Raw genomic sequence first — 26291 nt, 5'->3', positions numbered from 1 at the left:
GGAAGCATCTGGCCACCATTCTGGTGGGTGGCTCGAAGCCTTCTCTCGACTCTGCCACGCGCTTTACCTAGTTTGCCGCGCATTCGAAAGCGGCGGCGTATGAAGAAACTTATCCTGCTTTTTCTCGGCATGGCCTTGGCGACGGCGGTGGCAACCGCCGATGCCGCGACAATGGTGCCGCCGGGCAACCGCTACAGCGTACAGCCGGATATTCCGGGCGCCTCCAGCCGGCGCACCCAAGCCACCAACACCACCTTTCAGGCCAAGTACCGCAAGGTCTACGCGCTGTTGCAGAACGACGCCGAGCTGCGCGGCAAGATCAGGAAGGTGGCGGCGGCCTACGGCATAGACCCCATGCATATCGTCGGCGCCATCGTCGGCGAGCACACCTACAATGTCGACGCCTATGACCGCCTGCAGACCTACTACGTCAAGGCGATCTCATACCTGTCGAGCAAGCTTTCCTTCGCCTATCACGGCGAGGACGTCAGCGATTTCATCCAGCGGCCGGAATTCAAGAAATGCGCCGGCATGGACGACAGCTACGACCTTTGGGAATGCCGCGAGCAGGTCTGGAACCGCTCCTTCCGCGGCAAGAGCGTCGGCGGCGAGGATTTCCCCGACGACCGCTTCGGCGCCACCTTCTTCCAGCCTTATTATGCCGGCCAGACGTTCGGGCTCGGCCAGTTGAACCCGCTGACGGCGCTGCAGATGAGCGACCTGGTGCACAAGGTCTCCGGCCTGCCCAGGCTCGACGTCAACGACCCCAACGCGGTCTACAAGACCATCATGGACCCGGACCTGACGCTGCCTTACGTCGCCGCGACCATCAAGAAGTCGATCGACGCCTATCGCGGCATCGCCGGCTTCGACATCTCGAAGAACCCGGGCCTCACCGCCACGCTCTACAATGTCGGCAATCCCGAGCAGCGCGCCTATGCACTGAAGGCCGAGAACGAGAAGCGCAGCGCCGCCGGCGAGCCGGAAAAGCTGCCGGAGGAGAATTATTACGGCTGGCTGGTCAACGACAAGCTGGACGAGCTGAAGGCGCTTTTCTAAAAAACCTCACGCCGCCAGCAGCGACTTCAGCTTGACCGCCTGCGAGCCGAGCGCTTCCGGCGCCGGGCTCGCTCTCTTGGCGATCAGCATCTCCGCCAGGCGGATGTCGCGCGCCACCGAATTGCCGGGGCCGATGCCGCTGGCGGCAACCAGCCTGCCGTCCTGCGCCAAATGGAACAGGATGAAGGCGCCGTCATCGAGGTCGCGCCGCACGATGCTCTTGCCTTCGTCCGACAGCCCGGCGATTTGCAGGGTAAGCACGTACTGATCCGACCAGAACCACGGCACGGCGGCATGCGCCGCATCGGCGCCCAGCATGTTCTTCGCAGCCAGTGCGCCCTGTTCCTGGGCGTTGCGCCAGGCCTCCAGCCGCACGCGCCGGCCGCCATAGACAGCGAGCGGGAACGAGCAGCAATCGCCGGCGGCGAAGATATCCGGGTCGGCGGTGCGCAAATGCTCGTCGACGGCGATGCCGTTGTCGATTGTTAGTCCACCTTCGGCGGCAAGCGCCGTCACCGGCACGGCGCCGATGCCGATCACCGTGAGATCGGCGATGACCTTCTGTCCGTCGGCCAGCGTGATGCCGACCTCCGCGCCGTCATCGTCAATCGCCGCGATTCCCTGGCCGGTGCGGATCGCAACGCCCTCGGCTTCATGTGCCTTGTGGATGATTTCGGCGATCTCGGCCGGCACGCCGCGCATCAGGATGCGCGGCTGCGCCTCGATAACCGTGACGGTGGCGCCGAGCTTGCGCGCCGAGGCGGCGAGCTCGAGGCCGATGAAGCCGCCGCCGATGATGGCGACGCGGTTGCCGGCGCTGAGATGGGCGCGAATGGCTAAAGCGTCGTTGAAGGTCCTGAGATAGACGCAGCGGCCGCCAAGCCCCGGCATCGGCAGCTTGCGCGGCACCGATCCGGTCGCCAGCAAAAGCTTTTCATATGGCATGGAAGATCCGTCCGACAGCCGCACGACGTGCGCGCCGCGATCGATCGCGACGGCCCGGACCGAATGGATGTGGCGGATCGAGCGTTCGGCGAAAAGCGCGTCGCTGGCGATCGCCTTGATGGCCGGCGCCTCGCCGGTCATCGCTTCCTTCGACAGCGGCGGCCGCTCATAGGGAAGATGCGGCTCGTCGCCGACCAGCGTGACCGGCCCTTCGAAACCGAGATCGCGCAATGCAAGCGCGGCGCGTCCGCCGCATTCGCCTGCTCCGATGATCACCATCCCCGCTTGCATGATGTCACCCGATCTGGATCAGGACTTTTCCGGCATCGACCTTGACCGGATAGGTCTTGAGGTTGACGCAGACCGGCGCGCCGCGCGCGTCGCCGGTCTTGTAGTTGAAGCGGCCGTTGTGCTTGGGGCATTCGATGATGTCGTCCATCACCAGCCCGTCAGCCAGATGCACCTTTTCATGCGTGCACAGGCCGTCGGTCGCGAAATATTCGTCGTCCGGGCTGCGGTAGATGGCAAAGGTGCGGCCGGCATGGTCGAACCGCATCACGTCCTCTTCGTCGATTTCTCCGGCCGCGCAGGCCTCGACCCAGTCGCTCATCTCGTCCTCCAGCGAATATCCTTGAATTTCCTTGGGCCTCACTCCGCGGCGGCAGCCATCGGAATATCGTTATGCAGTTCCTCGCGATAGGGCTTCGCCGTCGGCGGCAGCGCGCGCTTGAGGAAATAATCCTCGTTGCGCAACTGGCGCAGGAAGGCCGGGACCATCTCGCGATAACCGGCCAGGATCGAAGGCGTCGGCGCCGGCAGGTCGTGCTTGACCATCTCATGCAGCTTCGGCAGCGCGTGATAGGGCACCATCGGGAACATGTGATGCTCCACATGGTAGTTCATGTTCCAGTAGATGAAGCGGCTGATCGGGTTCATCAGCACCGTGCGGCTGTTCAGGCGGTGGTCGATGACATTGTCGGCGAGGCCGCCATGCTGCAGCAGGCCGGTCATGACGTGATGCCAGGCGCCATAGAGCCGGGGCAGGCCGATCAGCATCAGCGGCAGCCAGGAATACAGGTAGAGGGCCAAGGCGATGGTCGCGACGTAGATGGCGAGCCATATGCGGGCCACCCGGATCGCCTTCGGCTGTTCCCGCTCTGGAATGAAGGTTTTTTCAGCGGCGCTGATGACGCCGGCGGCGTTGCGCACCATGTCGACCACCGCGTGCCAGGCGTCGAGAATGCCGAAGAAGTTGAGCACCACGCGCAGCAGGTCCGGCGGCCGCATGACGGCGATCTCCGGGTCGCGGCCGACGATGATGGTGTCGGTGTGGTGGCGCGTGTGGCTCCAGCGCCAGGTCACCGGGTTGCGCATGATCATGAAGCAGGCGAGCTGGTAGACGGCGTCGTTCATCCACTGCGTGCGGAAGGCCGTGCCGTGGCCGCATTCGTGCCAGCGGGAATCGGTCGAGGAACCGTAGAGCGTGCCGTAGACGAACAGGAACGGCACGCACCACCAACTGCCCCAGAACCAGATGCCGCCCGCGCCGCTGAGAAGCATGGCGCCGAGCCAGATGAGCGTGTCGCGGATCGCCGGCTGGTCCGAGCGCTGCATCAGCTCCTTCATCCGCTTGCGTGGGATTTCGGTGTGGTACCACTCGGCCGCCGCCAACCCGTTCTCGACAGCGCGTTTTGCATCGCGGCCGGTCAAGCTGTAGTCGCGTGGCGGCGCCGCCGAAGATGTCATGGCCGTCATTGAGGTTCCTCCAACAGCGCCTGGTGAACGGCTCCGGCAGGTCCGGGCTCGTCCATGGCCAGCTTCCACTTCAACATACCGCCAGCCTATGATAGTCTCAACGTCAGAAAGATAGTTTCTATCATTTTCTATCAGAATGAGATATCCTCAGCCGGATAAGCGATGGAGCATTCATGGCAAAGCGGCCGACCATTACCGATCTCGCGCGCGTCTCGGGCGTCAGCGTCGCTACCGTCGACAGAGTGCTGAACAGCCGCCTGCCTGTGCGCGAGGAGACGGCGCGCCGGGTCTACGAGGCCGCCACCGAGATCGGCTATCACGCGGCGGGACTGATCAAGCAGCGCATGCGACAGGAACTGCCGGAATACCGGCTCGGCTTCCTGCTGCTGAGGGGCAATGACGTCTTCTATGGCGATTTCGCCAGGGAGCTCGAGCTGGCGGTCGCACAATCGCAACGCTTTCGTGGTGTTGCGACAGTCGATTTCGCCGCCTCGCTGGCGCCCGACGAGATTGCCGCCCAAATGCGCGGGCTGGCGGCGAAGTCGAGAGCCGTTGCCGTCGTCGGCCCGGATCATCCGACGCTGACGGCGGTCGTGGAGGCGCTGAAGGCGAGGGGGCAGCCGGTCTTCTCGCTGCTGTCCGATTTTGCCGCCGGTATCCGCGAGGGCTATGTCGGTCTCGACAACCGCAAGGTCGGGCGCAGCGCCGCCTGGATGATCGCCAAGGCCGCCAGGAAGCCAGGCAAGGTCGCGCTCTTCGTCGGCAGCCATCGCTTCCACGGCCATGAACTGCGCGAGATCGGCTTCCGCTCCTATTTCCGCGAGCACGCGCCGGACTTCACTGTGATGGAGACGCTAGTCAACCTCGAGGCCAATGACGTCACGCATGACGCCATGCTCGATCTTCTGGCGCGCCATCCCGATCTTGCCGGTTGCTACGTCGCCGGCGGCGGCATGGAGGGCGCGGTCTCGGCGCTGAGGGTGGCGCGCCCGGCCGAGATGCCGATCGTCATCTGCAACGAGATCAACGCCGTCTCGCGCGCCGCGCTCGCCGACAACATCCTCACCATGGTCATCTCGACACCGCTCGCGGCGCTCTGCCGGGAACTCGTCGTGCTGATGGCCCATGCCATCGAAAGTGGCGCGGCCAATGCGCCGGGACAGACCTTCCTGCCCTTCGACATCTACCTGCCGGAAAATATCTAGCGTCCGCCGTGAAAGAATCCATCAGCCTGATGGATTCTTTCACGGCGGTTTGCCGCGATTCTGGCCCATGCGGCGATGATCGTGGGTCTTCGCCGCGACGATCGCGATCGAAAAACCGACTGCCCCAGTCGGAATCACCCTTGACGTTTCCAAACGAAATGGAATAAATATTTCACTAACTAGGCTTTTTGGTTCTTTCGTTCCGGAGTGTCTGTTTCGAACGGAGGACGAGGCGTTCCATCGAATGGGCAACGCCGTGTAGCCGCAGGGAGAGATTCCCCGGGCAAACCGGGGATTCCGGTTCCAATGGGTGCAGCCGGACACCAAGTGGAGGAGAGATAAAATGAAGAAACTGCTTTTGGGCGTCGCGCTTTCGGCGCTGATGTGTTCATCCGCCTTCGCCGCCAAGATCGGCGTTTCGATGGCCAAGTTCGACGACAACTTCCTGACCGTGCTGCGCAACGGCATGATCGCGCAGGCCAAGGGCATGGACGGCGTCGAGCTGCAGGTCGAGGACGCGCAGAACGACGTGGCCAAGCAGCTAGACCAGATCAAGAATTTTGCCGCATCGGGCGTCGACGCCATCATCGTCAATCCGGTCGACACCTCGGCCACCCAGGCGATGTCGGATGCGGCCGCCGCGGCCAAGATCCCGTTGGTCTATGTCAATCGCCAGCCGGTCAATGTCGACTCGCTGCCCGACAACCAGGCCTTCGTCGCTTCGAACGAGTCCGAATCCGGCACGCTCGAGACCAAGGAAGCCTGCCGCCTGTTCAAGGAAGCCGGCAAGAAGGAAGCCAATGTCTATGTGATCATGGGCGAGCTTTCCAACCAGGCCGCGGTGCAGCGCACCAAGGACATCGAGGAAGTGATCGCGACCCCGGACTGCAGCTTCATCAAGATCATCGACAAGCAGACCTCGAACTGGGATCGTGACCAGGCGCAGAACCTGATGACCAACTGGCTGTCGTCCGGCAAGCCGTTCGACGGCGTCATCGCCAACAACGACGAGAGTGCCATCGGCGCCATCCAGGCAATGAAGGCCGCCAATGTCGACATGAAGTCGGTGGTCGTCGGCGGCGTCGATGCCACCCAGGACGCGCTGGCCGCGATGCAGGCCGGCGATCTTGATGTGACGGTGTTCCAGGACGCCGCCGGCCAGGGCGCCGGCGCGCTCGACGCGGCGCTGAAGCTCGCCAAGGGCGAGAAGGTCGAGCACAAGGTCTATGTGCCCTTCCAGCTTGTCACCCCGGCGAACATCGACAAGTTCCTGAAGAAGAACTGAGGCCGCACTTCTCGATGAGCGGCGCGCCGACGCATCGGACCGGCTGAAATCGGCTGCTGTTAAAGCGGCACCGCTCCCTTCGTTCTCCCGCCCCACCGGGCGGGAGAACCGGTGTGGTCATTCGGAGGAAGAAGACGTGTCACAGACATCGCATGGCATTGGCGGGCTGAGCTACGACGCCAAGAAGCGCCCATGGCCCGCCGAATTCAACGTGTTTCTGGCGCTGGTCATCCTCGTCGTCGCCTTCGAGCTGATCGGCCGAGTCTTCCTTGGCGACAGCTTCCTGTTCAACACCCGCGAGAATGTCAACGCGATCTTCAACCAGCAGCGTCTGGAAATCATCATCCTGCAGGTGTCGATCGTCGGCATCATCGCCATCGGCGTCACCCAGGTGATCATCTGCGGCGGCATCGACCTCTCCTCGGGCTCGATCGTCGGCGCCACCGCCATGATCGCCATGAGCTTCGCCCAGGTCGCGACCGTCAACGGCAATCCCAATCCCAAGGCGATGTTCATCGACTATGGCTGGACCGACCTGCCGGTCATCGTGCCGCTGCTGGTCGCGATCGGCTGCGGACTGATCGCCGGCCTGATCAACGGCCTGCTGATCGCCTACACCCGCATTCCACCCTTCATCGCCACGCTCGGCATGATGGTCACCGCTCGCGGCATCGCCAAATGGTGGTCGAAGGGCCAGCCGATCTCGTTCCCGACCGAGAGCTTCGCGGCCATCGGCAAGGGCCTGATGCCTGTCGTCATCTTCATCTCGCTGGCAATCCTGTTCCAGCTTATCCTGACCTACACGAAATACGGCAAGCACTGCTACGCCATCGGTTCCAACGAGGATGCCGCGCGCATGTCCGGCATCAAGATCGCCAACCACAAGGTGCTGGTCTATGCCATAGCCGGTATCCTGGCAGCGATCGCCGCGGTGGTTCTCTCCTCCAAGAACCTCACCGCCCAGGCCGGCATGGGCGTCATGTACGAGCTCGACGCCATCGCCATGGCGGTCATCGGCGGCGTTTCGCTGTCGGGCGGCCGCGGCTCCATCATCGGCACCGTGATCGGCTCGCTGATCTTCGGCGTCATCATTTCCGGCTTCACCTTCCTGCGCCTCGATGCCTACTATCAGGAGATGGTCAAGGGCGTGATCATCGTCGGCGCGGTCGTTCTCGATCAATGGCGCCAGCGCCGCCGCGCGATAGGAGCTTGACCATGTCCGACATCGTTCTGAAGACCGAAAACCTCACCAAGCACTATGGCGGCGTGCACGCGCTCCAGGAGGCGAATTTCGAGCTGCGCAAGGGCGAGCACGTCGCCATCATGGGCGACAACGGCGCCGGCAAGTCGACCTTCGTGCGCCAGATCACCGGCGTCGAGCAGCGGACCGACGGCAAGATCTGGTTCGACGGCAAGGAGGTGAATTTCGCCGGCCCGATCGAGGCGCGCGAGGCGGGAATCGAGACAGTGTTCCAGAACCTCGCTCTGGCCGACGACCTCGACGTGCCGTCGAACCTGTTCCTTGGCCGCGAGAAGGTGCTGTTCAATCTCGGGCCTTTCTCCATCCTCGACCGCAAGGCGATGCGTAAGGCGACGGAGGCAGCACTTGTCCGCACGGCGGTGAAGATCCCGAACCTCTCCAGCACCATTCGCCACATGTCGGGCGGCCAGCGCCAGTGCGTGGCGATCGCCAGGACCGCGACCTTCGCCTCCAAGCTGATCATCATGGACGAGCCGACGGCGGCGCTCGGCGTGCAGGAGACGGCGCAGGTCGAAAACATCATCCGCACGTTGAAGGAAAACGGCGAGCCGCTGATCCTGGTCAGCCACAACATGCGCCAGGTGTTCGACCTGGTCGACCGCATCGTCGTCTTCCGTCGCGGCAAGATCGTCGCCAATCTGCGCAAACAAGACACCGACGGCAACGACATCGTCGCCTACATCACCGGCGCCAAGACCGGACAGGCGGAGCTGCAGGCCGCCTGACGGGCGCTACGACGGGATCAAACCAGTCATCCGCGCCGGAAGGCGCGGATATGCCTACAAAACCCACCCTCGAAGGACATTCCATGACACTCCGCTTCGCTCTCCTCGGCGCCGGCCGCATCGGCAAGGTGCATGCCCGCGCCGTCGCCTCCAACCCGCAGGCCAAGCTGGTCGCCGTCGCCGATGCGTTCGAGAAAGCGGCGATGGAGCTCGCTTCCGCCTATGGCGCGGAAGTCCGCACGATCGAGGCGATCGAGAAGGCCAAGGACATCGACGCCGTCATCATCTGCACGCCGACCGACACCCACGCCGATCTGATCGAGCGCTTCGCCAAGGCCGGCAAGGCGATCTTCTGCGAGAAGCCGATCGATCTCTCCGTCGAGCGCGTCGAAAAATGCCTGGCCGTGGTCGAGAAGACCAAGGCCACGCTGATGGTCGGCTTCAACCGCCGCTTCGATCCGCATTTCGCCGCCGTCCGCAAGGCGATCGACGACGGCGCCATCGGCACGGTCGAGATGGTCACCATCACGTCGCGCGATCCCGGCGCCCCGCCGCTCGATTACATCGCCCGCTCGGGCGGCATTTTTCGCGATATGACCATCCATGATTTCGACATGGCGCGCTTCCTGCTCGGCGAGGAGCCGGTTGCGGTGAGCGCCCATGCCTCCGTGCTGGTCGACAGGAAGATCGGCGAAGCAGGCGATTTCGACAGCGTCAGCGTCATCCTCGAAACCGCCTCCGGCAAGCAGGCCGTCATCTCCAACTCGCGCCGTGCCACCTATGGCTACGACCAGCGCATCGAGGTGCATGGCTCCAAGGGCATGGTCGCGGCCGAGAACCAGCGGCCGGTGTCGATCGAGCTCGCCAACGACAAGGGCTACACCCGCCCGCCGCTGCACGACTTCTTCATGACCCGCTACATCGACGCCTATGCCAATGAGATCGCCTCCTTCATCGCCGCGGCGACTGCCGGCAAGAAGGCGGCGCCGAGCGGCAAGGATGGGCTGATCGCGCTGAAGCTGGCGGACGCGGCGCTGAAGTCGGCCAAGACGGGCAAGACCGTCCGCGTCGACTAGTCCGGCTGGGCGAACGCTTTGAAGGATGGTCGGTTTGTTGGTCTGCAAGGGTGGCGAGTAGCCGGAACATCCATCGCGTCGTCATCCACGGGCGGAGCAAGGAGCGAAGCGACGCGCGCAGACCCGAGGATCCATGCCGTTACATCGGAGCGGTGCGCAACGGTCCAGAATTCTGCGCCGCGGCATTCTTCGGCCGGGGTCACGGCATGGATCCTAGGGTCTCCGCGACGGAGCTTCGCTCCTGCTTCGCCCTAGGATGACGAAGTTGGGGACGCCTCGGCCAAGTTGTGAACGTCGCGACAAGGCACCGGGAAGCTGATCGGAACGTCAATGAACCTCGAAAATCCATTGGTCATTCAAAACACAGGAGCAGAGCGATGAACGGTTTGGCCGGTCGCAATTCAGAAACGCGCGCCATCGTCACCGGCGGCGCGCAGGGCATCGGCTTCGCGGTTGCGGAAGCCTTGGCCGACGAGGGCTGCCGCGCGCTGGCCCTGATCGGCCGCTCGCAGGAAAAGGGCGACAGGGCGGTCGCGGCGCTGAAGAAGAACGGCGTCGACGCCATCTTCATCAGCGCCGATGTCGCCAAGGTCGCCGATTGCAAGCGCGCCGTGGCAACGGCCAGCGCGCATTTCGGCACGCTGAACGCGCTGGTCAACGCCGCCGCCACGTCCGCGCGCGGCTCGCTGGTCGAGACCTCGGAAGAGCTTTTCGACCAGATCTTCGACACCAATGTGCGCGGCCCCTTCTTCCTGATGCAGGGCCTCGTCGCGCATCTGCTCGAACGCAAGGCGCCCGGCTCGATCGTCAACGTGCTGTCGATGTCGGCGCATGCCGGCCAGTCGTTCCTGACGCCCTATTCGACCAGCAAGGGCGCGCTGATGACGCTGACCAAGAATGTTGCGAGCTCCTACCGGAAGAACCGCATCCGCTGCAACGCGGTGCTGCCCGGCTGGATGGACACCGAAGGCGAGGCGATCGTGCAGAAGAAGTGGCACGACGCCCCCGACGATTGGCTGGCAAAGGCCGAGGCAGCGCAGCCCATGGGCCAACTGGTCAAGCCGGCGCAGCTTGCCCGGCTGATCACCTATATGCTGAGCCCCCAGGCCGGCGTCATGACCGGCTCGTTGGTCGATTATGACCAGAACATTGCTGGCGTGATCGGGGAGTAGTGACGGCGAGCCCGGTGGAAACCGTCACTTCGTCATCCACGGGCGGAGCAAGGAGCGAAGCGACGCGCGCAGACCCGAGGATCCATGCCGTTACTTTGAAGCGGCGCAGCGGCGCAGAATTTGCTCCGGTGCAACCCTCGGCCAAGGTCACGGAATGGATCCCAGGGTCTCCGCGACGGAGCTTCGCTCCTGCTTCGCCCTGGGATGACGAAATCGCGAGATTCGGCCATTCCGAATTGGCTCTCATCACCCGCGTGACAAACACTCCCGCATCGACTATATGAGCCGCATGATCAACCTGACCGCCACCTATTGGTACTTTAGCAGCTCGCTGGCGGCGGGAGGATTGCGCTCGATCTGAAGATTTGCAGATCAAACATCCGACAAGCCGCCAGACCTGGCGGCTTTTTTGTTTCAGCCGGCAGGTCTCCTAAACCAGGAGCAGAAAGCCGTGTTGACCACCACAGACGACCTTCGGGTCACCGAAATCAGAGCCTTGAGCACGCCGGACGAGGTGATGCGCGAAATATCGCGCACGCTGACGGCGACGCGCACCGTCGCCACCGCGCGCAACGCCATCCATTCCATCCTCTCGGGGGCCGACGATCGACTGCTTGTCATCGTCGGCCCTTGTTCCATCCACGATCCGGTCGCCGCCGTTGACTATGCCAGCCGTCTGGCGGCGCTGCGCGAAACCTTGGCCGACCGGCTCGAGATCGTCATGCGCGTCTATTTCGAGAAGCCGCGCACCACGGTCGGCTGGAAGGGCCTGATCAACGATCCCGACCTCGACGGCAGCTTCAACATCGAAAAGGGGTTGCGCATGGCGCGCAACGTGCTGTCGGCCGTCAACAATCTCGGCCTGCCGGCGGCGACCGAGTTCCTCGACATGACCATCCCGCAATACATCGCCGATCTCGTCGCCTGGGGCGCCATCGGCGCGCGCACCACCGAAAGCCAGATCCACCGCGAACTGGCCTCGGGCCTGTCCTGCCCGGTCGGCTTCAAGAACGGCACCGACGGCAATTTGCGCATTGCCGCCGAGGCGGTGAAGTCGGCCGCTCAGCCGCATCATTTCATGGCGGTGACCAAGGGTGGACGCAGCGCCATTGCGGCAACCACCGGCAACGAGGATTGCCACGTTATTCTGCGTGGCGGCGTCCAGCCGAACTATGATGCGGCGAGCGTGGAAGCGGCCGCTGCCGAGCTTGGCCGGATCGGCATAGCGCCGCGGCTGATGATCGATGTCAGCCATGCCAACAGCGCCAAGAAGCCGGAGAACCAGCCAAAGGTCGCGCATGACGTGGCGGAGCAGGTTGCCGCGGGCGACGAGCGCATCGTCGGCGTCATGATCGAGAGCAATCTCGTCGCCGGCCGTCAGGATGTCGTGCCCGGCAAGCCGCTGGTCTACGGCCAGAGCATCACCGACGGCTGCATCGACTGGGCGACCACCGAAACGGTGCTGCACGGCCTCGCCGGCGCCGTCGAATGGCGCCGGTCGGTGAAGCGCGAGATGCTCGCCACCCGTCAGGGCGCGGCTTGAGCGAAAAGGCGAGGGCGGCGATCACGCCGCCCTCAACCCTTCCCACGCCGTGAATACCGAAACGGCAAACAAAAGCAGTCCGGCGCCCCGTCCGGCCAGGATTGTCGCTTGCGGATTGTCGACCAGCAGCCCCCGGCTGCGGCCGGCGGTGACGGCGAGCCCGCCATAGATTGCCGCCTGCGTGGCGACCGTCAGCAATCCCATGATTGTCGCCTGCACCCAGATCGGGCCGTAAGCCGGCTTCAGGAATTGCGGATAGACGGCTAGGATGAAGAGATAGGCCTTCGGATTGATCAGGCAGGTGACCAGTCCCTGGCGAAACGCCTTCCAGGCCGAGCGGCTGCCCGTAGGTCCGTCGTCGCCGACGGTGATCGAGCTGCGCATCAGCGAAATGCCGATATAGGCCATGTAGGCGGCGCCGGCGATCAGCAGCGGCGTGAACAGGATCGGCGCGAAATGCATGAGCAGGCCGACGCCGATGGCGCCGTTCAGCGTGTGCACGGCGCCGCCGAGCATGATGCCGCCGGTGGCGGCGAGACCCCTGTTGCTGCCGCCGGTCAGCGCATTGGCCAGCACGAACAGCATGTCCATGCCCGGAACGGCGATGATGCCGAACAGAAGCACGAAGAACAGCCAGAGGTTTTCGGAGTAGCTCATGTCAGTTGCTCGTCACATTACCCGCTTGCGCAGAAAGGAACCTGTTGATTTTCAAGTCGGTAGGCGGCCCTATAGGCGATCCCAACTGACGGGGATATGTCAGTTGCGTTTCGGCGGGGAGAGAAAAAATGCGCAAGGCCTCGCGCCTGTTCGAGATCATCCAGATCCTGCGGCTGGCCAAGAAGCCGGTGACGGCGGCGACGATCGCCGGGCGGCTGGAGGTCACGGTCCGCTCGGTCTATCGCGACATTGCGGCGCTTCAGGCCATGCGCGTGCCGATCGAGGGCGGGCGTGGCATCGGTTACATACTGCGTCCCGGCTTCGACCTGCCGCCGCTGATGTTTTCCATCGAGGAGATGGAGGCGATCGTGCTGTCGCTGGCGCTGCTCGAACGCACCGGCGACGATGAGCTCAAGCAGGCCGCGAAGCGCGTTGGGGCCAAGATCGCTGGCGCGGTGCCGCCGCCCTTGCGGCAGACGCTGGACGCCAACGCTCTTCATGCCTGGGGTTTTGCAGCGCCTTCCGCTTCCGCCGTCGATCTCGCTCTGGTCCGCCGCGCCATCCGCGACGAGGAGAAGCTCGACCTCTCCTATCGCGACGAGGCGGGGCGGGCGACCGGCCGTGTCATCCGCCCGGTCGCGCTGATCTACTATGCCGAGACCGCCAACATCGTCGCCTGGTGCGAACTGCGCCAGGCCATCCGCAATTTCCGCAGCGACCGCATCGAGGATTGCCGGCCAGCGGGCTTGTGGTTCAAGGGCGAGGGCGACCGGCTGCGGCAGGTCTGGGTGGACGGCTGGGAGATCAATGCTTCGGCCGCTGCCGGCAACCGAGGCGCCGCCCCGCCGCGGTCGAGGTGACTTTCAGGGCACGATGCCCCGACAGGCCCAGGCGACATTGGCGAAGGACCGCGGCCCGTCGGGCCGGCCGGCCTGATAGGCATCGCGCACGGCGGCCTCGACGCGCCCCCGCTCGGTCGGATCCAATGTGGTCATGTATTTGCCGAGCGGGCCTTCGCCGGCGCCGATCGGCGCCCAGAAGTCGTCGAAATCCGCGTAGTCCATGCGGATCATGAGCTCGGCCTCGCTGACGTCGATGAGATCTTGCTCGACAAAGGTCCGCTTCATCTCGCCCGGCTGCATCATCGGCTGGAAGCAATAGCGGCCGCGCATCTGGCGCCCGCTTTCGCTGAGCGCCGCGACGGTGTCGATCATCATGCGCATGCCAGGCATGCCGCCGTAATGATCCCAGACCACGGCCGCGACCACGCCGCCCGGACGCACCACGCGGCGCATCTCTGCCACCGCCTTGCCGGCCTCCGGCACGAAGTGCAGCACCAGCAACGCCAATGCGCGGTCGAACGCGTTGTCGGCGAATGGCAGCGCCGTGGCGTCGGCCTGACTGATGGTGACGCGCGGATCGCTGTTGCGCTGTCTGGCCGCGTCTACGAAGACCGGCGAAAAGTCGATGGCCTGGATCTCGGCGAGATCGGCCGATTTTGCCAATTCGAAGGCCAGGCTGCCGGTGCCGCAGCCGACATCGAGGATCTTTTCGCCACCGGCCAGACCGGTGAAGTCGATGAACTTGGGCGCGAGCCTGCGGCTCCATCGCCCCATGAGTTGCTCATAACCGGACGCGGCATGAACGGTGAAGTTGGATGTCATTGGAGCCTCCCATATGAGCCCAAGCTAAACCTCGGCGGAATTGCTGCCAAGACGCAGAGCGATCGTAATCGGAGCAAGGATAGTGTGGTGCACACAGGTGTTTATGTGGGCGATCTCACGCTCGCCTGGCTGATGGGATCAGGCTCAAACGTTCGAGAATAACGCCTGAGCGGTTTCGATTGGCAGCAGCATGATCCGCTCGCCAAGCAGAGACGCGATGAAGCCATGCCGTTGATAGAAACCCATCGCTGCATCATCTATCGCATGTGCCACCACAGCACGAACCCCGGCAATGTCCGAAACCGCGAGGCAACGCCGCAGCGCGTCGGAAAGCAGGTCGCCTCCGAGTCCCATTCCCTGGAACGTCTGATCGACCGCAAGGCGACCGATCAGCAACAGGGGCACTTGCTCGGGCATGCCTCGCCGAAGCTTTGCGCTTGGCAGCGCGATCCGTTCTTCCATCGCCGTCGAGATCGCATAATAACCGACGACGCGATTTTTAGTGCCCGCGTCACAGACGACATAGGTTCGGGCGGACAGTCCTTCGGCAACCAAGGCGCGGTTTCGCAGCCAGTCATCGAGAGATGAATGCTTGCCATTGTGAAATTCAGATACGTCGTGGCTAATGGTCAGCCGTTCCGGAGCGCGGACTCGCCATCCTTGCGGTCGGCCAGCGGACATCAGCGCTCCCAGGCCGGCTTACGCGTCATACGCGCGCGAAGCTCCTCCGACGGTTTGTTCGGAGCATCAAGCAGATCGAGAAATTTCTCATGCGCATCCGTATCGAGAAAGAAGGCGCGCTGGTCGAGAATCGTCTCCTCGGCCTGCCTGCGGGCACTGTCCAGCATGAACTCCGACAGCTTCTGCCCGCGCAAACTCGCAGCGCGGTTGAGAATAGCCTTCATCCCCGCCGAGGCGCGGATCTGAATCACGTCGTCCTTGCGCGCTTCGTCGCGATTGCTGCCGACATGACTGGAACGCGCCATCGAAATCCTCCTATGTCAGGATCAGATATCTAGCGACTGTCAATACAATGTCAATACGTACCGGCTTTGAAGTGGTGATCTGGGTACCTATTCCTTCACACTGGCCACGCTCTCCCGCTCCACCAGCGGGCATTCGAGCTTGGTGATGGGATAGCGGCCGCGGCCGGGCGTTGGCGGCGTCTCCAGTTGTTCGATCGCCCATTGGCCCATCGCCAGATGCGGCAGGATGGAGGTGGTCAGCGGCGGGAAGAGATGGCGGGCGATCTCCTCGTCGTCATAGCCGACCACCGAAATGTCCTGCGGGATATGCAGGCCCGCTTCCTTCAGCGCTTCGTAGCAGCCGATCGCGGTGCGGTCGTTCTGGCAGAAGATGGCGGTCGGCCGCTCCTTGAGCCCGAGCAGCTTGACCGTCGCGGCATAGCCGGCGCTGGCCGACCAGTCGCCCTCGACCACCAGTTCCGGGTCGAACGGGATGTCGGCGGTGGCCAAGGCGCGGCGATAACCTTTCAGTCGATCCTGCGCGGCTTGCATCCAAGGCTCGCCGGTGACGGTGGCGATGCGGCGATGGCCGTGGGCGATCAGGTGCCTTGTCGCGCTCTGGCCGCCGGCGATCTCGGAGGGAACCACGGCCGGGAAGGCATAGTCGGCGGTGTAGCAGTTGAGCAGGATCACCGGGATGTCGAGGCTGTATAGGAAATCCGGCGCGGCGATCTCGCGGGTGAAGATGGTCATGTAGATCAGCGCCGAGATGCCGCGCCTTGTCAGTGCTGAAACCGCGCGCGGCTCCATCACCGCGTCGCCCATGGTCTGCGCCACCAGAAGCACATTGCCGGCGTTCCAGGAGGCTTGCCGGGCGCCCTCGATGGCGACCACCGCCTCGGGGCTGGTGGCGAGCTGGTCGACCGCGAAGCCGATGACGCCGTCGAGGCCTTCGAACGGCGTCACGGGCGGCCGCAGCGCTGAAAAGACCGGCGGCGAATAGCCCAGCGCTCGGGCTGCCTCGATCACCCGGTCGCGTGTCTGCTGCGACAGCCTGATGCCCGGCGAATTGTTGAGCACGAACGACACCGTCGCCTGCGAGCAGCCGGCGGCGCGCGCGATGTCGGTCATGGTGACGCGTCCCTTGGGCTTGGCGGCCGGCTTGCGGCGCTTGGAAGCTCCGGGGGGATCGCTCAGTTCCGTCGGTTCGCTCATGGTCGTTTCCCAAACCCAGCCGGCTCTAAAGCAAAGGCCGACGGCAACGGCAAGATGGTCGAGGTCGGTGCGTTTATCGACATTGCGCTCGACTAATACATATTAGCAAGCGCGACAGGCAAATCGCCGGCTGCGCCGCTTCGCGACGAAACCGCCAGACAAGGTCAGCAATGCTGACGATTCCCGTATTTTCCGCGCGGTTTCAAGCGTTGCGGCGTTCGCTCCCCTCACTCCCGGCGCGCCCTTCGACCAGCGTCTCCTCCGCGTCGAAAGCGCACCTCGCGGCCTCATAACTAATACTCTTTACTAATAGCTGTTAGCGTTCTACTGTCAACTCGTCGTAACCGTCTGGGCTTCCGTTCGGTGCCGGCAAAGTGCGAAGGATGCTTGCTTGGAACCCGGCGGCATGCCGGATTGGGTGTGCACTCCGTCTCACGAAAATGTCAGACAAATCGGACTATTTACGAACGCCACATGAGTGTCTAGTGTCTCGACCGCGGCCGGATCGGCACCGTTCTTAAGTCGGCGGACCTTTGCGCCACACCCTTGAGGAGGAGGGTTGTCCGCGCCGCAGCCGAGACATCAGCGATGAGTTCTACAAGGCAAGTTCTACAAGGGAGGTTGAACTATGAAATCCATGATCCGTAACGCATCTGTCGCCGCGGCGGCCCTGCTTGTCGGCCTGTCGGTAAGCGCCAGCGTGCGCGCCGACGACAAGCCGACGCTGGCCTTCGTCGTCAACGGTGCGTCAGACTTCTGGAAGGCGGCGGAAGCCGGCGTGAAGAAAGCGCAGGGTGAACTGCCCGACTACAATCTCGAGCTCAAATATCCGGAACAGTCCTCGGTCGCCATCCAGCAGCGGCTGATGGACGACCTGGTGACGGCAGGCGTCAAGGGCATCATGGTCTCGGCCGTCGATCCCAAGACCTCGACCGACGGGTTGAACAAGATCGCGTCGGAAACGGCGCTGTTCACCACCGACTCGGACGCGCCGCAGACCAAGCGTGTCGCCTATATCGGCTCGTCCAATGTCGATGCCGGCAAGCAGGCGGCCGAGATCGCCAAGAAGGCGATGCCGAACGGCGGCAAGTGCCTCGGCTTCGTCGGCCTGCTCGGCGCCGACAATGCCAAGGAGCGCATCCAGGGCATGAAGGACGGGCTCGCCGGCAGCAAGATCGAGCTGGTCGACGTGCGCGGCGACGACATCGACCAGGCGCGCGCCAAGAAGAATGTCGAGGACGCGCTGGTCGCCAGCCCCGACATCACCTGCATGGTCGGCTTCTACTCCTACAACACGCCGCGCATCTACGAAGCGCTGCGCGATGCCGGCAAGCTCGGCCAGATCACCGTCGTCGGCTTCGACGACGATCCGATCACGCTGGGCGGCGTCAAGGAAGGCACTGTCGCCGCGACCGTGGTGCAGCAGCCGTTCGAATGGGCCTATCAGGGCATGAAGCTGATGGCCGCCTACCTCAAGGGCGACAAGTCGGGCATCCCGGCCGGTAACCTGATCATCATCCCGACCAAGATCATCGGCAAGGATGACGTCGACACCTACGCCGCCAACCTCAAGGCGATGGCGGGCAAGTAAGCCCAAGACAGTTGCGCCGGCTCGAGGGTCCCACCTTGAGCCGGCGTTCGTATTGACGGACTTGCCAAGGCCCGTCAGTCTGTGGCCCACCGGCTGCTGCCCCGTGCGGTAAACTATGGCGCGATGACCTCTACCGACACCACTCAACCGATCGCCGCTCCGTTCCTGGGCCTGGAGGCCGTGCGCAAGACCTATCCGGGTGTTGTGGCGCTGGACAGGTTTTCGATGGAGGTCCGGCCCGGCGAGGTCATCGGCCTCGTCGGCGAAAACGGCGCCGGCAAATCGACGCTGATGAAAATCCTCGGCGGCGTGACGCGGCCGGACAGCGGCACCGTTGCCGTCGACGGCGCGGCGCATGACGGATTGACCGTCGAGCAAAGCATCGGCTCTGGCATCGCCTTCGTGCACCAGGAGCTCAACCTCTTCGAAAACCTCGACGTCGCCGCCAACATCTTCTTCGGCCGCGAGCCGCTACGCGCCGGGCCGCTGAAGCTGGTCGACCGCGCGAAACTGCGCGAGATGGTGGCGCCGCTCCTGAAGCGCGTCGGCGCCAATTTCTCGGCCGACGCGCCAGTGGCTTCGCTGTCGCTCGCCCAGCAGCAGATGGTCGAGATCGCCAAGGCGCTGTCGATCAAGGCGCGGCTGGTCATCCTCGACGAGCCGACCTCCAGCCTGCCGATCGCCGAGACCGAAAAGCTGCTCGACGTCATCAAGGGCCTGAAGGCGGAAGGCATTAGCGTCATCTTCATCTCGCACCGGCTGCATGAGATCGAGCGCGTCGCCGACCGTGTCGTGGTGCTGCGCGACGGCACGCTGGCCGGCACGCTGGCAAAGGACCAGATCAATCACGACGAGATGGTCAGGCTGATGATCGGCCGTATGCTGAAGGAGCGCGAGAAGGCCGGCGAAGCTGCCCGCGCGCCGGGCAGCGTGGCCCTGTCGGCGGACGCGATCCGCACCAGCACCTATCCCGACCGGCCGGTCAGCCTGGAATTGAGACACGGCGAGATCCTCGGCCTCGCGGGCCTGGTCGGCTCCGGCCGCACGGAGCTGGCGCGCGTGCTGTTCGGCATCGACGAGCGGTTGGCAGGCAGTGTCACGCTCGACGGCAAGCCGCTCGATGTAGGCTCGGCGGCGGACGCGGTGGCGAACGGCATCTTCCTGGTGCCGGAGGACCGCAAGCTGACCGGCATATTGCTCGACCTGTCGATCGCCCAGAACATCTCGCTGCCCAATCTGCCTGCGCATGCCAGGCGCTCGCTGGTGTCCGCCAGCGCTGAACTCGCGACGGCCGAAAAGCAGAAGAAAAACCTCGGCATCAAGGCACCATCGGTCCTGACCCGCACCGGCACTTTGTCAGGCGGCAACCAGCAGAAGGTGGTTCTGGCCAAATGGCTGGCGATGAACCCGAAGGTGATGATCCTGGATGAGCCGACGCGCGGCATCGACATCGGCGCCAAGGCCGAGATCTACGGGCTGATGCGGGCGCTGGCCGATGCCGGCGTCGCCGTGCTGATGATCTCCAGCGACATGGAAGAGGTGATCGGCGTGTCGGACCGCATCGCGGTCATGCATGAGGGGCAGATCTCCGGCATCCTCGACAAGGACGATTTCAGCCAGGAGAACGTGCTCTTGCTGGCGGTCGGCAAGAAGCCGAAATTGCTGCAAGCGGCGGGAGGAGCGCAATGAGCAAGAAAGATCTCGGCCTGCTGATCCTGATCCTGGTGGTCGGCGCGGTGGTGACGGCCATCAACCCGCGCTTCCTGTCGGCGATCAACCTCGCCAACACCTCCAACCTGGTTGCGCTGTTCGGCATCCTGTCGATCGGCCAGGCCTTCGTCATCATCACCGGCGGCATCGAATTGTCGGTCGGCTCGCTGGTCGCCCTGCTCGGCACGCTGTTCATCGACTTCATCGCGGTGCGCGAGGTGAGCTGGCCGCTGGCCTTCGTGCTGATCCTCGTGCTTGGCGCCATCATCGGCTTCGTGCATGGCTGGCTGATCACGCGGCTGAAACTGCAGCCCTTCGTGGTGACGCTGTGCGGCCTGCTCATCTATCGCGGCGTGGCGCGCTTCTACACCGCCGACGGCACGGCGGGCTTCGCCTTCGGTCAGAATTTCCCGACGCTCGAATTCCTGACCGCGGGTCGCTCCTATGGCCTGCCGAACTCCTTCATCGCGCTGATCGTCATCGCCATCGTCATGTGGGTGGTGCTGCACCGCTCGGTGTTCGGCCGCTACCTCTATGCGATCGGCAAGAACGAGGAAGCGGCGAAATATTCCGGCATCCGCACGGGCCGGGTGATCATCGCGGCCTATGTCATCTGCGGCGTGCTGACGGCGCTGTCTGCAGTCTATTTCGCCATGTACACGCGCTCGATCTCGCCGGCGAGCCACGGCCAGTTCTACGAGCTCTATGCCATCGCCGCGGCGGTGCTGGGCGGCTTCTCGCTGCGCGGCGGCGAAGGCTCGCTGGTCGGCGTCATCCTCGGCACCGTGCTGCTGCAGGAGTTGCAGAACCTCGTCAACCTGCTCGGCATTCCCTCCTCGCTCAACTTCGCCGTGATGGGCGGCGTGATCCTGATCGGCGTGCTGGTCGACCAGCAATGGGGCGTCTTCCGCGCCCGCCGCCGCATGATCGAAGCGACGCGCCAAAACGTTGCGGGCGCGCCGGCGGAATAGCCTCGCTTTAACATTCACGGTCCTGATTGGATCGGTGCTCGCGGGAAAACCCACCGGGCAGGCCCGGATTCGCGGGCGGATTGCAACAACGCGTGAACCGGAAAACTGCCCTTGTCGCAGAATTGGGGCTGGGCTAAGCAATTGGCATCTGAGGGTTCCAAGAACAGAATATGGGAGAAATTACCGTGACATCAGCACGTTGGATCGCGCTCGCCGCGCTGGCGTTGACCTGCTCGACCCCGGCAATGGCCAAGGACTGGAAGACCGTGACGGTCGCCATGGAGGGCTCCTATGCCCCCTGGAACCAGACGGATGCCAGCGGCAAGATCGTCGGCTTCGAGGTGGACATCCTGAACGACGTCTGCGCCCGCGCGAAGCTGGAATGCAACATCGTGGCGCAGGATTGGGACGGCGTCATTCCCGGCCTCACGGCCGGCAAGTTCGACATCGTCATGGATGGTATGTCGATCACCGAAGAGCGCATGAAGACGATTGACTTCTCGATCCCCTATGCCTCTTCGCCGGTCGCCTTCCTTGCCGACAAGAACGGTCCGCTGGCGCAGCTGTCCAACAGCGGCAAGATGATCGATCTGTCGAAGGACGACGCCGAATCCAAGGCGGCGCTCGACACGCTCCGCAAGGAGCTCACCGGCAAGAATGTCGGCCTGCAGGTTTCGACCACGGAGGCGACGTTTGCCGACAAGTATCTCAAGGACGTCGCCAACGTCCGTGAATACAAGACCACCGACGAGCATGACCTCGACCTGATGGCGGGCCGCATCGACGTCGCTTTCGCCGACACCACCTACTTCCTCGGCACGCTGGCCAAGCCGGACGCCAAGGACCTGGAATTCGTCGGCCCGCAATTCAAGGGTGGCCCGATCCTCGGGCCGGGCATCGGCGCCGCTTTCCGCAAGACCGACAAGGACCTGCAGGACATTTACAACAAGGCGCTCAAGGCCGCGCTCGATGACGGCTCGGTGTCGAAATATTCCATGCAGTGGTTCAAGATCGACATTACCAAGTAATGTCGCAACGGGAGCAGCCAAGGCTGCTCCCGTTTGCTTTGCATGTCGCCCAAAAGTGCGCGGCGGTTTTGGGAGAACGACATGCATCAAGGCAAGGCCTTAAAGCGCGTCGCCTAACCCGTTTTGACACGCGCTTTAAGGCGGGCAACCCGTCGACGCCCGCAGGAGCCGTACGTGGAGTTTCTCAACGATCTCAAGGACCAGGTGTCGACGGCCTATGGGCTGTTGGCCGCCGGCTGGGGCGTGCAACTGCTCTGGGGCATCGGCTGGACACTCGCCGTTACCGTCGTCTCGATGCTGATTGGTGCCGTGCTGGGCTCGCTGGTGGCGGCGGCCAAGCTCTCGCATCGCGGCGGGTTGAGGTTCATCGGCGAGAGCTACACCACCGTGTTTCGCGGCGAACCGGAACTGCTGATCATCTATCTGTTCTACTATGGCGGCACGCAGGTCCTGACCGGCGTGGCAAGGTCCACCGGATCGATCGGCTCGACGGATATCTTGAACATGCCGAGCTTCCTCGGCGGCGTGCTCGCGGTCGGCATCATTTCCGGCGCCTACCAGGCCGAGGTTTTTCGCGGGTCGTTCCTGGCGATCCACCGCGGCGAGCTGGAAGCGGCGCGTGCCTATGGCATGTCGGCCTGGTTGCGGTTTCGCCTCGTGATCATGCCTCAGGTCCTGCGTCTCGCGGTGCCGGGGCTGGGCAATGTCTGGCAATTGACCATCAAGGATTCGGCGCTGATCTCGGTCACCGGCGTCGCCGAACTGATGCTCACCGCGAACAAGGCCGCGCGCTCGACGCATCATTCGCTGCTTTTCTACACGGTCGCCGGCATTCTTTACCTGGTGATGACCTCGATCTCGACGCCGATCTTCGAGAAGGCCGAGCGTTACACCTCGCGCAGTTTCACCCGGCCGAAATAAGAGGTGGCGGTGGATTTCGACTTCTACCTTTCGACCATGTGGAGCGTGCTGAAGGCGCTGCCGCTGACGCTCGAGATCTGGTTCTTCGGCATCGCCTTCGGCCTCCTCATCGCCACCGGCCTGACCTGGTTGCGGGCTTCCGGCTATAAGTTCGGCGAATATTTTACCCGCGCCTATGTCTTCGTCTTCCGCGGCTCGCCGCTGCTGGTGCAGCTCTATCTGATCTATTTCGGGCTCTCCCAGTTCGATTTCGTTCGCCACAGCCCGATCCTGTGGCCGATCCTGCGCGATCCGATGTATTGCACGATCGTCGCCATGGCCTTGAACACAGCCGCCTATGAGAGCGAGATCTTCCGCGGCGCGCTGCGGGCAGTACCTGTCGGCCAGATCGAGGCGGCCAAGGCGTTCGGCATGTCGGCCTTCACCCGCTTTCGCCTCGTCACGCTGCCGATCGCGCTGCGGCTTGCCCTGCCGGCCTATTCGACCGAAATCATCCTCATGACCAAGGCGACCGCGCTCGCGTCCGTCGTCACCATCATGGAGATGATGGGAACGGCGCAAAAGATCCAGCACGACACGTTCCGGCCGATCGAGGTGCTGACCTGCGCCGGTGTGATCTACCTGCTTCTCAACCTGTCGATCGCCCGGCTGTTCGCCTGGGTCGAATACCGGCTTTCACCGCATCTGCGTCCCCCGCCCGAGCAGAGCCAGCAAATCAAATCCGTACCGGAGGTGTTGTGATGTCGGCAAATGTCGCCGCTGCCGCGCAAGCGGCATCGTCCCCGGACGACAAGGCAGCCATCAGCGTCAAGGACCTGCGCAAATGCTTCGGCGATCACGAGGTGCTCAAGGGCATTTCTCTGGAAGCCCACAAGGGCGATGTGATTTCGATCCTCGGCTCCTCGGGGTCCGGCAAGAGCACGATGCTGCGCTGCATCAATCTCCTGGAGACCCCGGATTCCGGCGAAGTGCGCGTGGATGGCGAGCTCATCCGGATGAAGCGGGGCCGCGACGGCCACCAAATGCCGGCTGACATCCGCCAGGTGGAGCGGATCCGCGCCAACCTCGCCATGGTTTTCCAGAGCTTCAATCTCTGGTCGCACATGACCGTGCTGGAAAACCTCGTCGCCGCGCCGACGCATGTGCTGAAGCGGCCGCGCGCGGAGTGCCTGGAGCAGGCCGAGGCATTGCTGAAGCGCGTCGGCATCTGGGAGCGCCGAAACTACTATCCGCCGCATATGTCGGGCGGCCAGCAGCAGCGCGCTGCGATCGCCCGCGCGCTGGCGATGAATCCCAAGGTGATGCTGTTCGACGAGCCGACATCCGCGCTCGATCCGGAACTGGTCGGCGAGGTGCTGCGCGTCATGCGCTCGCTTGCCGAAGAAGGGCGCACCATGCTGGTCGTGACCCATGAAATGGGCTTTGCCCGCGACGTGTCGAGCAAGGTGATGTTCCTGCACAAGGGCGACGTGGATTCGGCCGGCGAGCCGAAGGAGATGTTCGCCAGGCCGCCGACGCCCCAGTTCAAGCAGTTCATCGCCAACTTCAACAAGTGAGGACGGACCTTGCTCGGCACCAAGATGCGCTGAGATTCAGGTCAGGCCGAGCCGAAAGTGGTGGCTTCCGAGAACCGGAGCGGAGCGTACTTAAGTACGTGAGCACCGGAGCCGCTACTTGTAGGCCGGGCTCACCTGAATATCAGCATATCTTAGATCATGTCCGACAGGTCGGAGAACGCCATCGCCTTGCGCAGCACCTCGGCAAAGCGTTCGCCGGCGACCTCCTTGTCGCCGCCATTGTCGATCGACGTGATGTCCGGTCCTGTCAGCTTGACGTTTGTGCTGCGCGCCAGGCGGGCAAGCACTTCGCCGCGTGATTCGCGGCCGCGCGCCGCCAGCCGTTCCGCGAGAATCTCCGGCGCCGCGGTGATCTCGACCACGGCCAGATTGGCGTAGCGTTCGCGCAGCGCCGGGATGACCGCGCGCGACACGTTGGCGACCGCCACGTGGCCGTTCGCCACGGCCCAGTCGACATCGGCCGGCAGGCCATAGCGCAGGCCATGCGCGTCCCAGCACAGCGAGAAGGCGCCGTCGGCCTCCGCTTCGGCAAAGGCGGCGTCGGCCAGCGTGTCGTGGTCCTCGCTTGCCGTGTCGCTCGGCCTGGTGATGACGCGGCGCACGAATTCCAGCCGCGTCTCGCCGGCGAAGCGCTGCTTGGCGTAGCCGATCAGCGTATCCTTGCCGGCGCCGCTCGGTCCCACCACCGCGACGAAGACGCCGTTGCGGATCGGCAGGCTCTCGGCCAGCTCGCGCTCGATGAGGGCCGAGACCATCATGCGACCCGGCGGCCCTGGCGCCACACGGTGCGCACGACCGGCACATGGTCGTCGACGCGCACCCGCACCAGGTCGGCCCGGCGGTCGAGCTCGATGACGCCGCGGTCGGCGAGGCCGATCGCTTCGGCCGGGTTCTTCGAGACCATGGCGACCGCCTGCGGCAGCGAGATGCCCTCGACGACATCGCCGAGGAAGAAGGCCGACTGGATCAGGCTGAAGGGGATGTAGTCGGACGACAGGATGTCGAGCAGGCCGTCAGCGGCAAGCGTGCGCGCCGAGACATTGCCGGAATGCGAGGCGCCGCGCATGACGTTCGGCGCGCCCATCAGCACCCCGAGGCCTGCGGCTTTCGAAGCCTTGGCCGCCTCTTCCGTCGTCGGGAACTCGGCGACGCGCACGCCCTGCTCGATCGCTTCGTCCACATGGCCGGCGGTCGCGTCGTCATGGCTCGCCAGCACGATGCCGCGCTCCTGGCAGGCGGCCGAGATGAAGACGCGGTTCGGACCGGAATTGCGGGCCGATTCGGCCATCCGCTTCTCGCAGAATTTCTGGAAGTCGCGGTCCGTCAGCTTCAGCTTGCGCTGGTAGTAGTAGGCATAGGTCTCGAGGTTGACGAACTGGCGCTGTCCGGGCGCATGGTCCATCAGCGAGGCGAGCTTAACCCGCTCGTCGGTCTCGAAATTAGCGAAAGCCTCGAGGCAGTCCGGCGCCGAGACCTCGCAGCGCAGATGGATGAAATGGTCGGCCCTGAGCCGGTCCTGGCGCACGCTGTCCTCGATCGCGTCGGCCAGCTTGCGAACGTCGTCGGATTTCAGGTCGGCATCCTCGTCCATGCCGACGCGCAGGGCGTCGAGCACCGTGGTGATGCCGGCGGTCGCCACCTGGGCGTCATGGGCAAGCACGGCGGCGATCGGGTTCCAGCGCACTTTCGGGCGCGGCGCGTAGTGGCCTTCGAGGTGATCGGTGTGCAGCTCGACGAGACCCGGGATGATGTAATCGCCGCCCATGTCCTCGCCGGCGCGGGCAGCCCCCGGCTCGACGGCGGCGATCAGGCCGTCGCGCAACAACAGCGAGCCCTCGACAATTTCATCGGGCAGCACGATGCGGGCATTGGTGAGAACGGTTTCGGCGGTCATCTCGGGCGGTCCTATCTCAAGCAGTCGTTTCAGAGCAATTCCAGGAAAAGTGCTTTGCGGTTTTCCGTCCGG

26 protein-coding genes are annotated in these 26291 nt (G+C 64.0%); 16 read left to right on the top strand and 10 right to left on the bottom strand.

The genetic code is table 11. The features are described 5' to 3' along the window. Nucleotides 1–99 precede the first annotated feature (99 nt). Nucleotides 100–1059, top strand: a complete 960-nt coding sequence (locus FJ414_RS04385) for a DUF1402 family protein (protein WP_140641696.1) — start codon at nucleotides 100–102, stop codon at nucleotides 1057–1059. Between the two features lie 6 nt (nucleotides 1060–1065). Here the strand turns inward: FJ414_RS04385 and FJ414_RS04380 are convergent, their stop codons facing one another. The 3 genes from FJ414_RS04380 to FJ414_RS04370 are packed head-to-tail and all read right to left on the bottom strand — an operon-like array spanning nucleotide 1066 to nucleotide 3759. Continuing rightward, nucleotides 1066–2295 (bottom strand): FAD-dependent oxidoreductase, encoded by a 1230-nt coding sequence (locus tag FJ414_RS04380; RefSeq protein ID WP_140641694.1) that lies wholly within the window; start codon nucleotides 2293–2295, stop codon nucleotides 1066–1068. 4 nt (nucleotides 2296–2299) lie between these two features. Beyond that, entirely contained in the window at nucleotides 2300–2614 is a 315-nt protein-coding gene (locus FJ414_RS04375) for a MocE family 2Fe-2S type ferredoxin (RefSeq protein WP_140641692.1), read from the bottom strand. A gap of 38 nt (nucleotides 2615–2652) precedes the next feature. Beyond that, complete coding sequence (locus tag FJ414_RS04370) at nucleotides 2653–3759, bottom strand: fatty acid desaturase family protein (RefSeq protein ID WP_181181520.1); 1107 nt, start codon at nucleotides 3757–3759, stop codon at nucleotides 2653–2655. Between the two features lie 173 nt (nucleotides 3760–3932). On the opposite strand from FJ414_RS04370, the gene FJ414_RS04365 reads away from it, so the two are divergent. The 7 genes from FJ414_RS04365 (at nucleotide 3933) to FJ414_RS04335 (ending at nucleotide 12026) form a co-directional block, all read left to right on the top strand. After that, nucleotides 3933–4964: a LacI family DNA-binding transcriptional regulator gene (locus tag FJ414_RS04365; RefSeq protein WP_140641690.1), complete on the top strand. Its 1032-nt coding sequence runs from the start codon at nucleotides 3933–3935 to the stop codon at nucleotides 4962–4964. Nucleotides 4965–5307: 343 nt separating this feature from the next. Beyond that, complete coding sequence (locus FJ414_RS04360) at nucleotides 5308–6249, top strand: sugar ABC transporter substrate-binding protein (RefSeq protein ID WP_140641688.1); 942 nt, start codon at nucleotides 5308–5310, stop codon at nucleotides 6247–6249. Between the two features lie 136 nt (nucleotides 6250–6385). Further along, the gene (locus FJ414_RS04355) at nucleotides 6386–7462 is read left to right on the top strand and encodes an ABC transporter permease (protein ID WP_140641686.1); all 1077 of its coding nucleotides are present in this window, start codon (nucleotides 6386–6388) and stop codon (nucleotides 7460–7462) included. Nucleotides 7463–7464: 2 nt separating this feature from the next. After that, entirely contained in the window at nucleotides 7465–8235 is a 771-nt protein-coding gene (locus FJ414_RS04350; protein ID WP_140641685.1) for an ATP-binding cassette domain-containing protein, read from the top strand. Nucleotides 8236–8318: 83 nt separating this feature from the next. After that, nucleotides 8319–9311 (top strand): inositol 2-dehydrogenase, encoded by a 993-nt coding sequence (iolG, locus tag FJ414_RS04345; RefSeq protein ID WP_140641682.1) that lies wholly within the window; start codon nucleotides 8319–8321, stop codon nucleotides 9309–9311. 377 nt (nucleotides 9312–9688) lie between these two features. Continuing rightward, nucleotides 9689–10483 (top strand): SDR family oxidoreductase, encoded by a 795-nt coding sequence (locus FJ414_RS04340; protein ID WP_140641680.1) that lies wholly within the window; start codon nucleotides 9689–9691, stop codon nucleotides 10481–10483. A 451-nt stretch (nucleotides 10484–10934) separates the two neighbouring features. Continuing rightward, nucleotides 10935–12026 carry a 3-deoxy-7-phosphoheptulonate synthase gene (locus FJ414_RS04335; RefSeq protein WP_140641678.1) on the top strand — a complete coding sequence of 364 codons (1092 nt, stop codon included), beginning with the start codon at nucleotides 10935–10937 and terminating at the stop codon, nucleotides 12024–12026. 21 nt (nucleotides 12027–12047) lie between these two features. Here FJ414_RS04335 and FJ414_RS04330 read toward each other — a convergent pair whose 3' ends face one another. Continuing rightward, the gene (locus tag FJ414_RS04330) at nucleotides 12048–12683 is read right to left on the bottom strand and encodes a LysE family translocator (protein ID WP_140641676.1); all 636 of its coding nucleotides are present in this window, start codon (nucleotides 12681–12683) and stop codon (nucleotides 12048–12050) included. Between the two features lie 128 nt (nucleotides 12684–12811). Here FJ414_RS04330 and FJ414_RS04325 point away from each other — a divergent pair, with 128 nt between their 5' ends. Beyond that, nucleotides 12812–13543: a YafY family protein gene (locus FJ414_RS04325; RefSeq protein ID WP_140641674.1), complete on the top strand. Its 732-nt coding sequence runs from the start codon at nucleotides 12812–12814 to the stop codon at nucleotides 13541–13543. Between the two features lie 3 nt (nucleotides 13544–13546). Here FJ414_RS04325 and FJ414_RS04320 read toward each other — a convergent pair whose 3' ends face one another. The 4 genes from FJ414_RS04320 to FJ414_RS04305 all read right to left on the bottom strand — a co-directional run bounded on the left by FJ414_RS04320 (nucleotide 13547) and on the right by FJ414_RS04305 (nucleotide 16527). Beyond that, a complete protein-coding gene (locus tag FJ414_RS04320) occupies nucleotides 13547–14347 on the bottom strand; it encodes a class I SAM-dependent methyltransferase (RefSeq protein ID WP_140641671.1) in 801 nt (266 codons plus the stop codon). Nucleotides 14348–14491: 144 nt separating this feature from the next. Further along, on the bottom strand, nucleotides 14492–15028 hold the full coding sequence (locus FJ414_RS04315; protein ID WP_140641655.1) for a GNAT family N-acetyltransferase: 537 nt from the start codon (nucleotides 15026–15028) through the stop codon (nucleotides 14492–14494). Further along, on the bottom strand, nucleotides 15028–15333 hold the full coding sequence (locus tag FJ414_RS04310) for a DUF1778 domain-containing protein (protein ID WP_140641643.1): 306 nt from the start codon (nucleotides 15331–15333) through the stop codon (nucleotides 15028–15030). The genes FJ414_RS04315 and FJ414_RS04310 overlap by 1 nt, the downstream gene beginning before the upstream one ends. Nucleotides 15334–15420: 87 nt before the next feature. After that, nucleotides 15421–16527, bottom strand: coding sequence for a LacI family DNA-binding transcriptional regulator (locus FJ414_RS04305; RefSeq protein ID WP_181175513.1), 1107 nt, complete (start codon nucleotides 16525–16527; stop codon nucleotides 15421–15423). A gap of 628 nt (nucleotides 16528–17155) precedes the next feature. On the opposite strand from FJ414_RS04305, the gene FJ414_RS04300 reads away from it, so the two are divergent. The 7 genes from FJ414_RS04300 to FJ414_RS04270 all read left to right on the top strand — a co-directional run bounded on the left by FJ414_RS04300 (nucleotide 17156) and on the right by FJ414_RS04270 (nucleotide 24304). Continuing rightward, nucleotides 17156–18118 carry a sugar-binding protein gene (locus FJ414_RS04300; protein WP_140641641.1) on the top strand — a complete coding sequence of 321 codons (963 nt, stop codon included), beginning with the start codon at nucleotides 17156–17158 and terminating at the stop codon, nucleotides 18116–18118. A gap of 123 nt (nucleotides 18119–18241) precedes the next feature. Continuing rightward, nucleotides 18242–19807 carry a sugar ABC transporter ATP-binding protein gene (locus FJ414_RS04295; protein WP_140641639.1) on the top strand — a complete coding sequence of 522 codons (1566 nt, stop codon included), beginning with the start codon at nucleotides 18242–18244 and terminating at the stop codon, nucleotides 19805–19807. Then, nucleotides 19804–20799 carry an ABC transporter permease gene (locus tag FJ414_RS04290; protein ID WP_140641637.1) on the top strand — a complete coding sequence of 332 codons (996 nt, stop codon included), beginning with the start codon at nucleotides 19804–19806 and terminating at the stop codon, nucleotides 20797–20799. The genes FJ414_RS04295 and FJ414_RS04290 overlap by 4 nt, the downstream gene beginning before the upstream one ends. Before the next feature lie 185 nt (nucleotides 20800–20984). Further along, entirely contained in the window at nucleotides 20985–21827 is an 843-nt protein-coding gene (locus FJ414_RS04285) for a transporter substrate-binding domain-containing protein (protein WP_210239636.1), read from the top strand. Between the two features lie 222 nt (nucleotides 21828–22049). Beyond that, nucleotides 22050–22748, top strand: coding sequence for an ABC transporter permease subunit (locus FJ414_RS04280; protein ID WP_246672304.1), 699 nt, complete (start codon nucleotides 22050–22052; stop codon nucleotides 22746–22748). Nucleotides 22749–22751: 3 nt separating this feature from the next. Next, on the top strand, nucleotides 22752–23489 hold the full coding sequence (locus FJ414_RS04275) for an ABC transporter permease (RefSeq protein ID WP_319022997.1): 738 nt from the start codon (nucleotides 22752–22754) through the stop codon (nucleotides 23487–23489). Continuing rightward, complete coding sequence (locus FJ414_RS04270) at nucleotides 23489–24304, top strand: ATP-binding cassette domain-containing protein (RefSeq protein WP_140641633.1); 816 nt, start codon at nucleotides 23489–23491, stop codon at nucleotides 24302–24304. Before FJ414_RS04275 ends, FJ414_RS04270 begins: the two co-directional genes overlap by 1 nt. 152 nt (nucleotides 24305–24456) lie before the next feature. Here FJ414_RS04270 and phnN read toward each other — a convergent pair whose 3' ends face one another. Beyond that, nucleotides 24457–25083: a phosphonate metabolism protein/1,5-bisphosphokinase (PRPP-forming) PhnN gene (gene phnN / locus FJ414_RS04265; RefSeq protein WP_181166885.1), complete on the bottom strand. Its 627-nt coding sequence runs from the start codon at nucleotides 25081–25083 to the stop codon at nucleotides 24457–24459. After that, nucleotides 25080–26219 (bottom strand): alpha-D-ribose 1-methylphosphonate 5-triphosphate diphosphatase, encoded by a 1140-nt coding sequence (locus tag FJ414_RS04260; RefSeq protein ID WP_140641631.1) that lies wholly within the window; start codon nucleotides 26217–26219, stop codon nucleotides 25080–25082. The genes phnN and FJ414_RS04260 overlap by 4 nt, the downstream gene beginning before the upstream one ends. Nucleotides 26220–26291: the final 72 nt, after the last annotated feature.

The sequence above is a fragment of the Mesorhizobium sp. B3-1-6 genome (genome assembly GCF_006439555.1).
Classification (GTDB): domain Bacteria; phylum Pseudomonadota; class Alphaproteobacteria; order Rhizobiales; family Rhizobiaceae; genus Mesorhizobium.
Note: the sequence above shows the minus strand (reverse complement) of the source record. Positions and strands in the feature narration are given on the sequence as shown.

What these genes read in the sequence shown, in the direction of transcription:
- FJ414_RS04365 (WP_140641690.1), top strand. Translation starts at nt 3,933, where the DNA reads ATGGCAAAGCGGCCGACCATTACCGATCTCGCGCGCGTCTCGGGCGTC.
- FJ414_RS04315 (WP_140641655.1), bottom strand. Translation starts at nt 15,028, where the DNA reads ATGTCCGCTGGCCGACCGCAAGGATGGCGAGTCCGCGCTCCGGAACGG.
- iolG (WP_140641682.1), top strand. Translation starts at nt 8,319, where the DNA reads ATGACACTCCGCTTCGCTCTCCTCGGCGCCGGCCGCATCGGCAAGGTG.
- FJ414_RS04340 (WP_140641680.1), top strand. Translation starts at nt 9,689, where the DNA reads ATGAACGGTTTGGCCGGTCGCAATTCAGAAACGCGCGCCATCGTCACC.
- FJ414_RS04295 (WP_140641639.1), top strand. Translation starts at nt 18,242, where the DNA reads ATGACCTCTACCGACACCACTCAACCGATCGCCGCTCCGTTCCTGGGC.
- FJ414_RS04375 (WP_140641692.1), bottom strand. Translation starts at nt 2,614, where the DNA reads ATGAGCGACTGGGTCGAGGCCTGCGCGGCCGGAGAAATCGACGAAGAG.
- FJ414_RS04385 (WP_140641696.1), top strand. Translation starts at nt 100, where the DNA reads ATGAAGAAACTTATCCTGCTTTTTCTCGGCATGGCCTTGGCGACGGCG.
- FJ414_RS04370 (WP_181181520.1), bottom strand. Translation starts at nt 3,759, where the DNA reads ATGACGGCCATGACATCTTCGGCGGCGCCGCCACGCGACTACAGCTTG.
- FJ414_RS04380 (WP_140641694.1), bottom strand. Translation starts at nt 2,295, where the DNA reads ATGCAAGCGGGGATGGTGATCATCGGAGCAGGCGAATGCGGCGGACGC.
- FJ414_RS04325 (WP_140641674.1), top strand. Translation starts at nt 12,812, where the DNA reads ATGCGCAAGGCCTCGCGCCTGTTCGAGATCATCCAGATCCTGCGGCTG.
- FJ414_RS04350 (WP_140641685.1), top strand. Translation starts at nt 7,465, where the DNA reads ATGTCCGACATCGTTCTGAAGACCGAAAACCTCACCAAGCACTATGGC.
- FJ414_RS04305 (WP_181175513.1), bottom strand. Translation starts at nt 16,527, where the DNA reads ATGAGCGAACCGACGGAACTGAGCGATCCCCCCGGAGCTTCCAAGCGC.
- FJ414_RS04300 (WP_140641641.1), top strand. Translation starts at nt 17,156, where the DNA reads ATGAAATCCATGATCCGTAACGCATCTGTCGCCGCGGCGGCCCTGCTT.
- FJ414_RS04320 (WP_140641671.1), bottom strand. Translation starts at nt 14,347, where the DNA reads ATGACATCCAACTTCACCGTTCATGCCGCGTCCGGTTATGAGCAACTC.
- FJ414_RS04270 (WP_140641633.1), top strand. Translation starts at nt 23,489, where the DNA reads ATGTCGGCAAATGTCGCCGCTGCCGCGCAAGCGGCATCGTCCCCGGAC.
- FJ414_RS04260 (WP_140641631.1), bottom strand. Translation starts at nt 26,219, where the DNA reads ATGACCGCCGAAACCGTTCTCACCAATGCCCGCATCGTGCTGCCCGAT.
- FJ414_RS04360 (WP_140641688.1), top strand. Translation starts at nt 5,308, where the DNA reads ATGAAGAAACTGCTTTTGGGCGTCGCGCTTTCGGCGCTGATGTGTTCA.
- FJ414_RS04310 (WP_140641643.1), bottom strand. Translation starts at nt 15,333, where the DNA reads ATGGCGCGTTCCAGTCATGTCGGCAGCAATCGCGACGAAGCGCGCAAG.
- FJ414_RS04330 (WP_140641676.1), bottom strand. Translation starts at nt 12,683, where the DNA reads ATGAGCTACTCCGAAAACCTCTGGCTGTTCTTCGTGCTTCTGTTCGGC.
- FJ414_RS04290 (WP_140641637.1), top strand. Translation starts at nt 19,804, where the DNA reads ATGAGCAAGAAAGATCTCGGCCTGCTGATCCTGATCCTGGTGGTCGGC.
- phnN (WP_181166885.1), bottom strand. Translation starts at nt 25,083, where the DNA reads ATGATGGTCTCGGCCCTCATCGAGCGCGAGCTGGCCGAGAGCCTGCCG.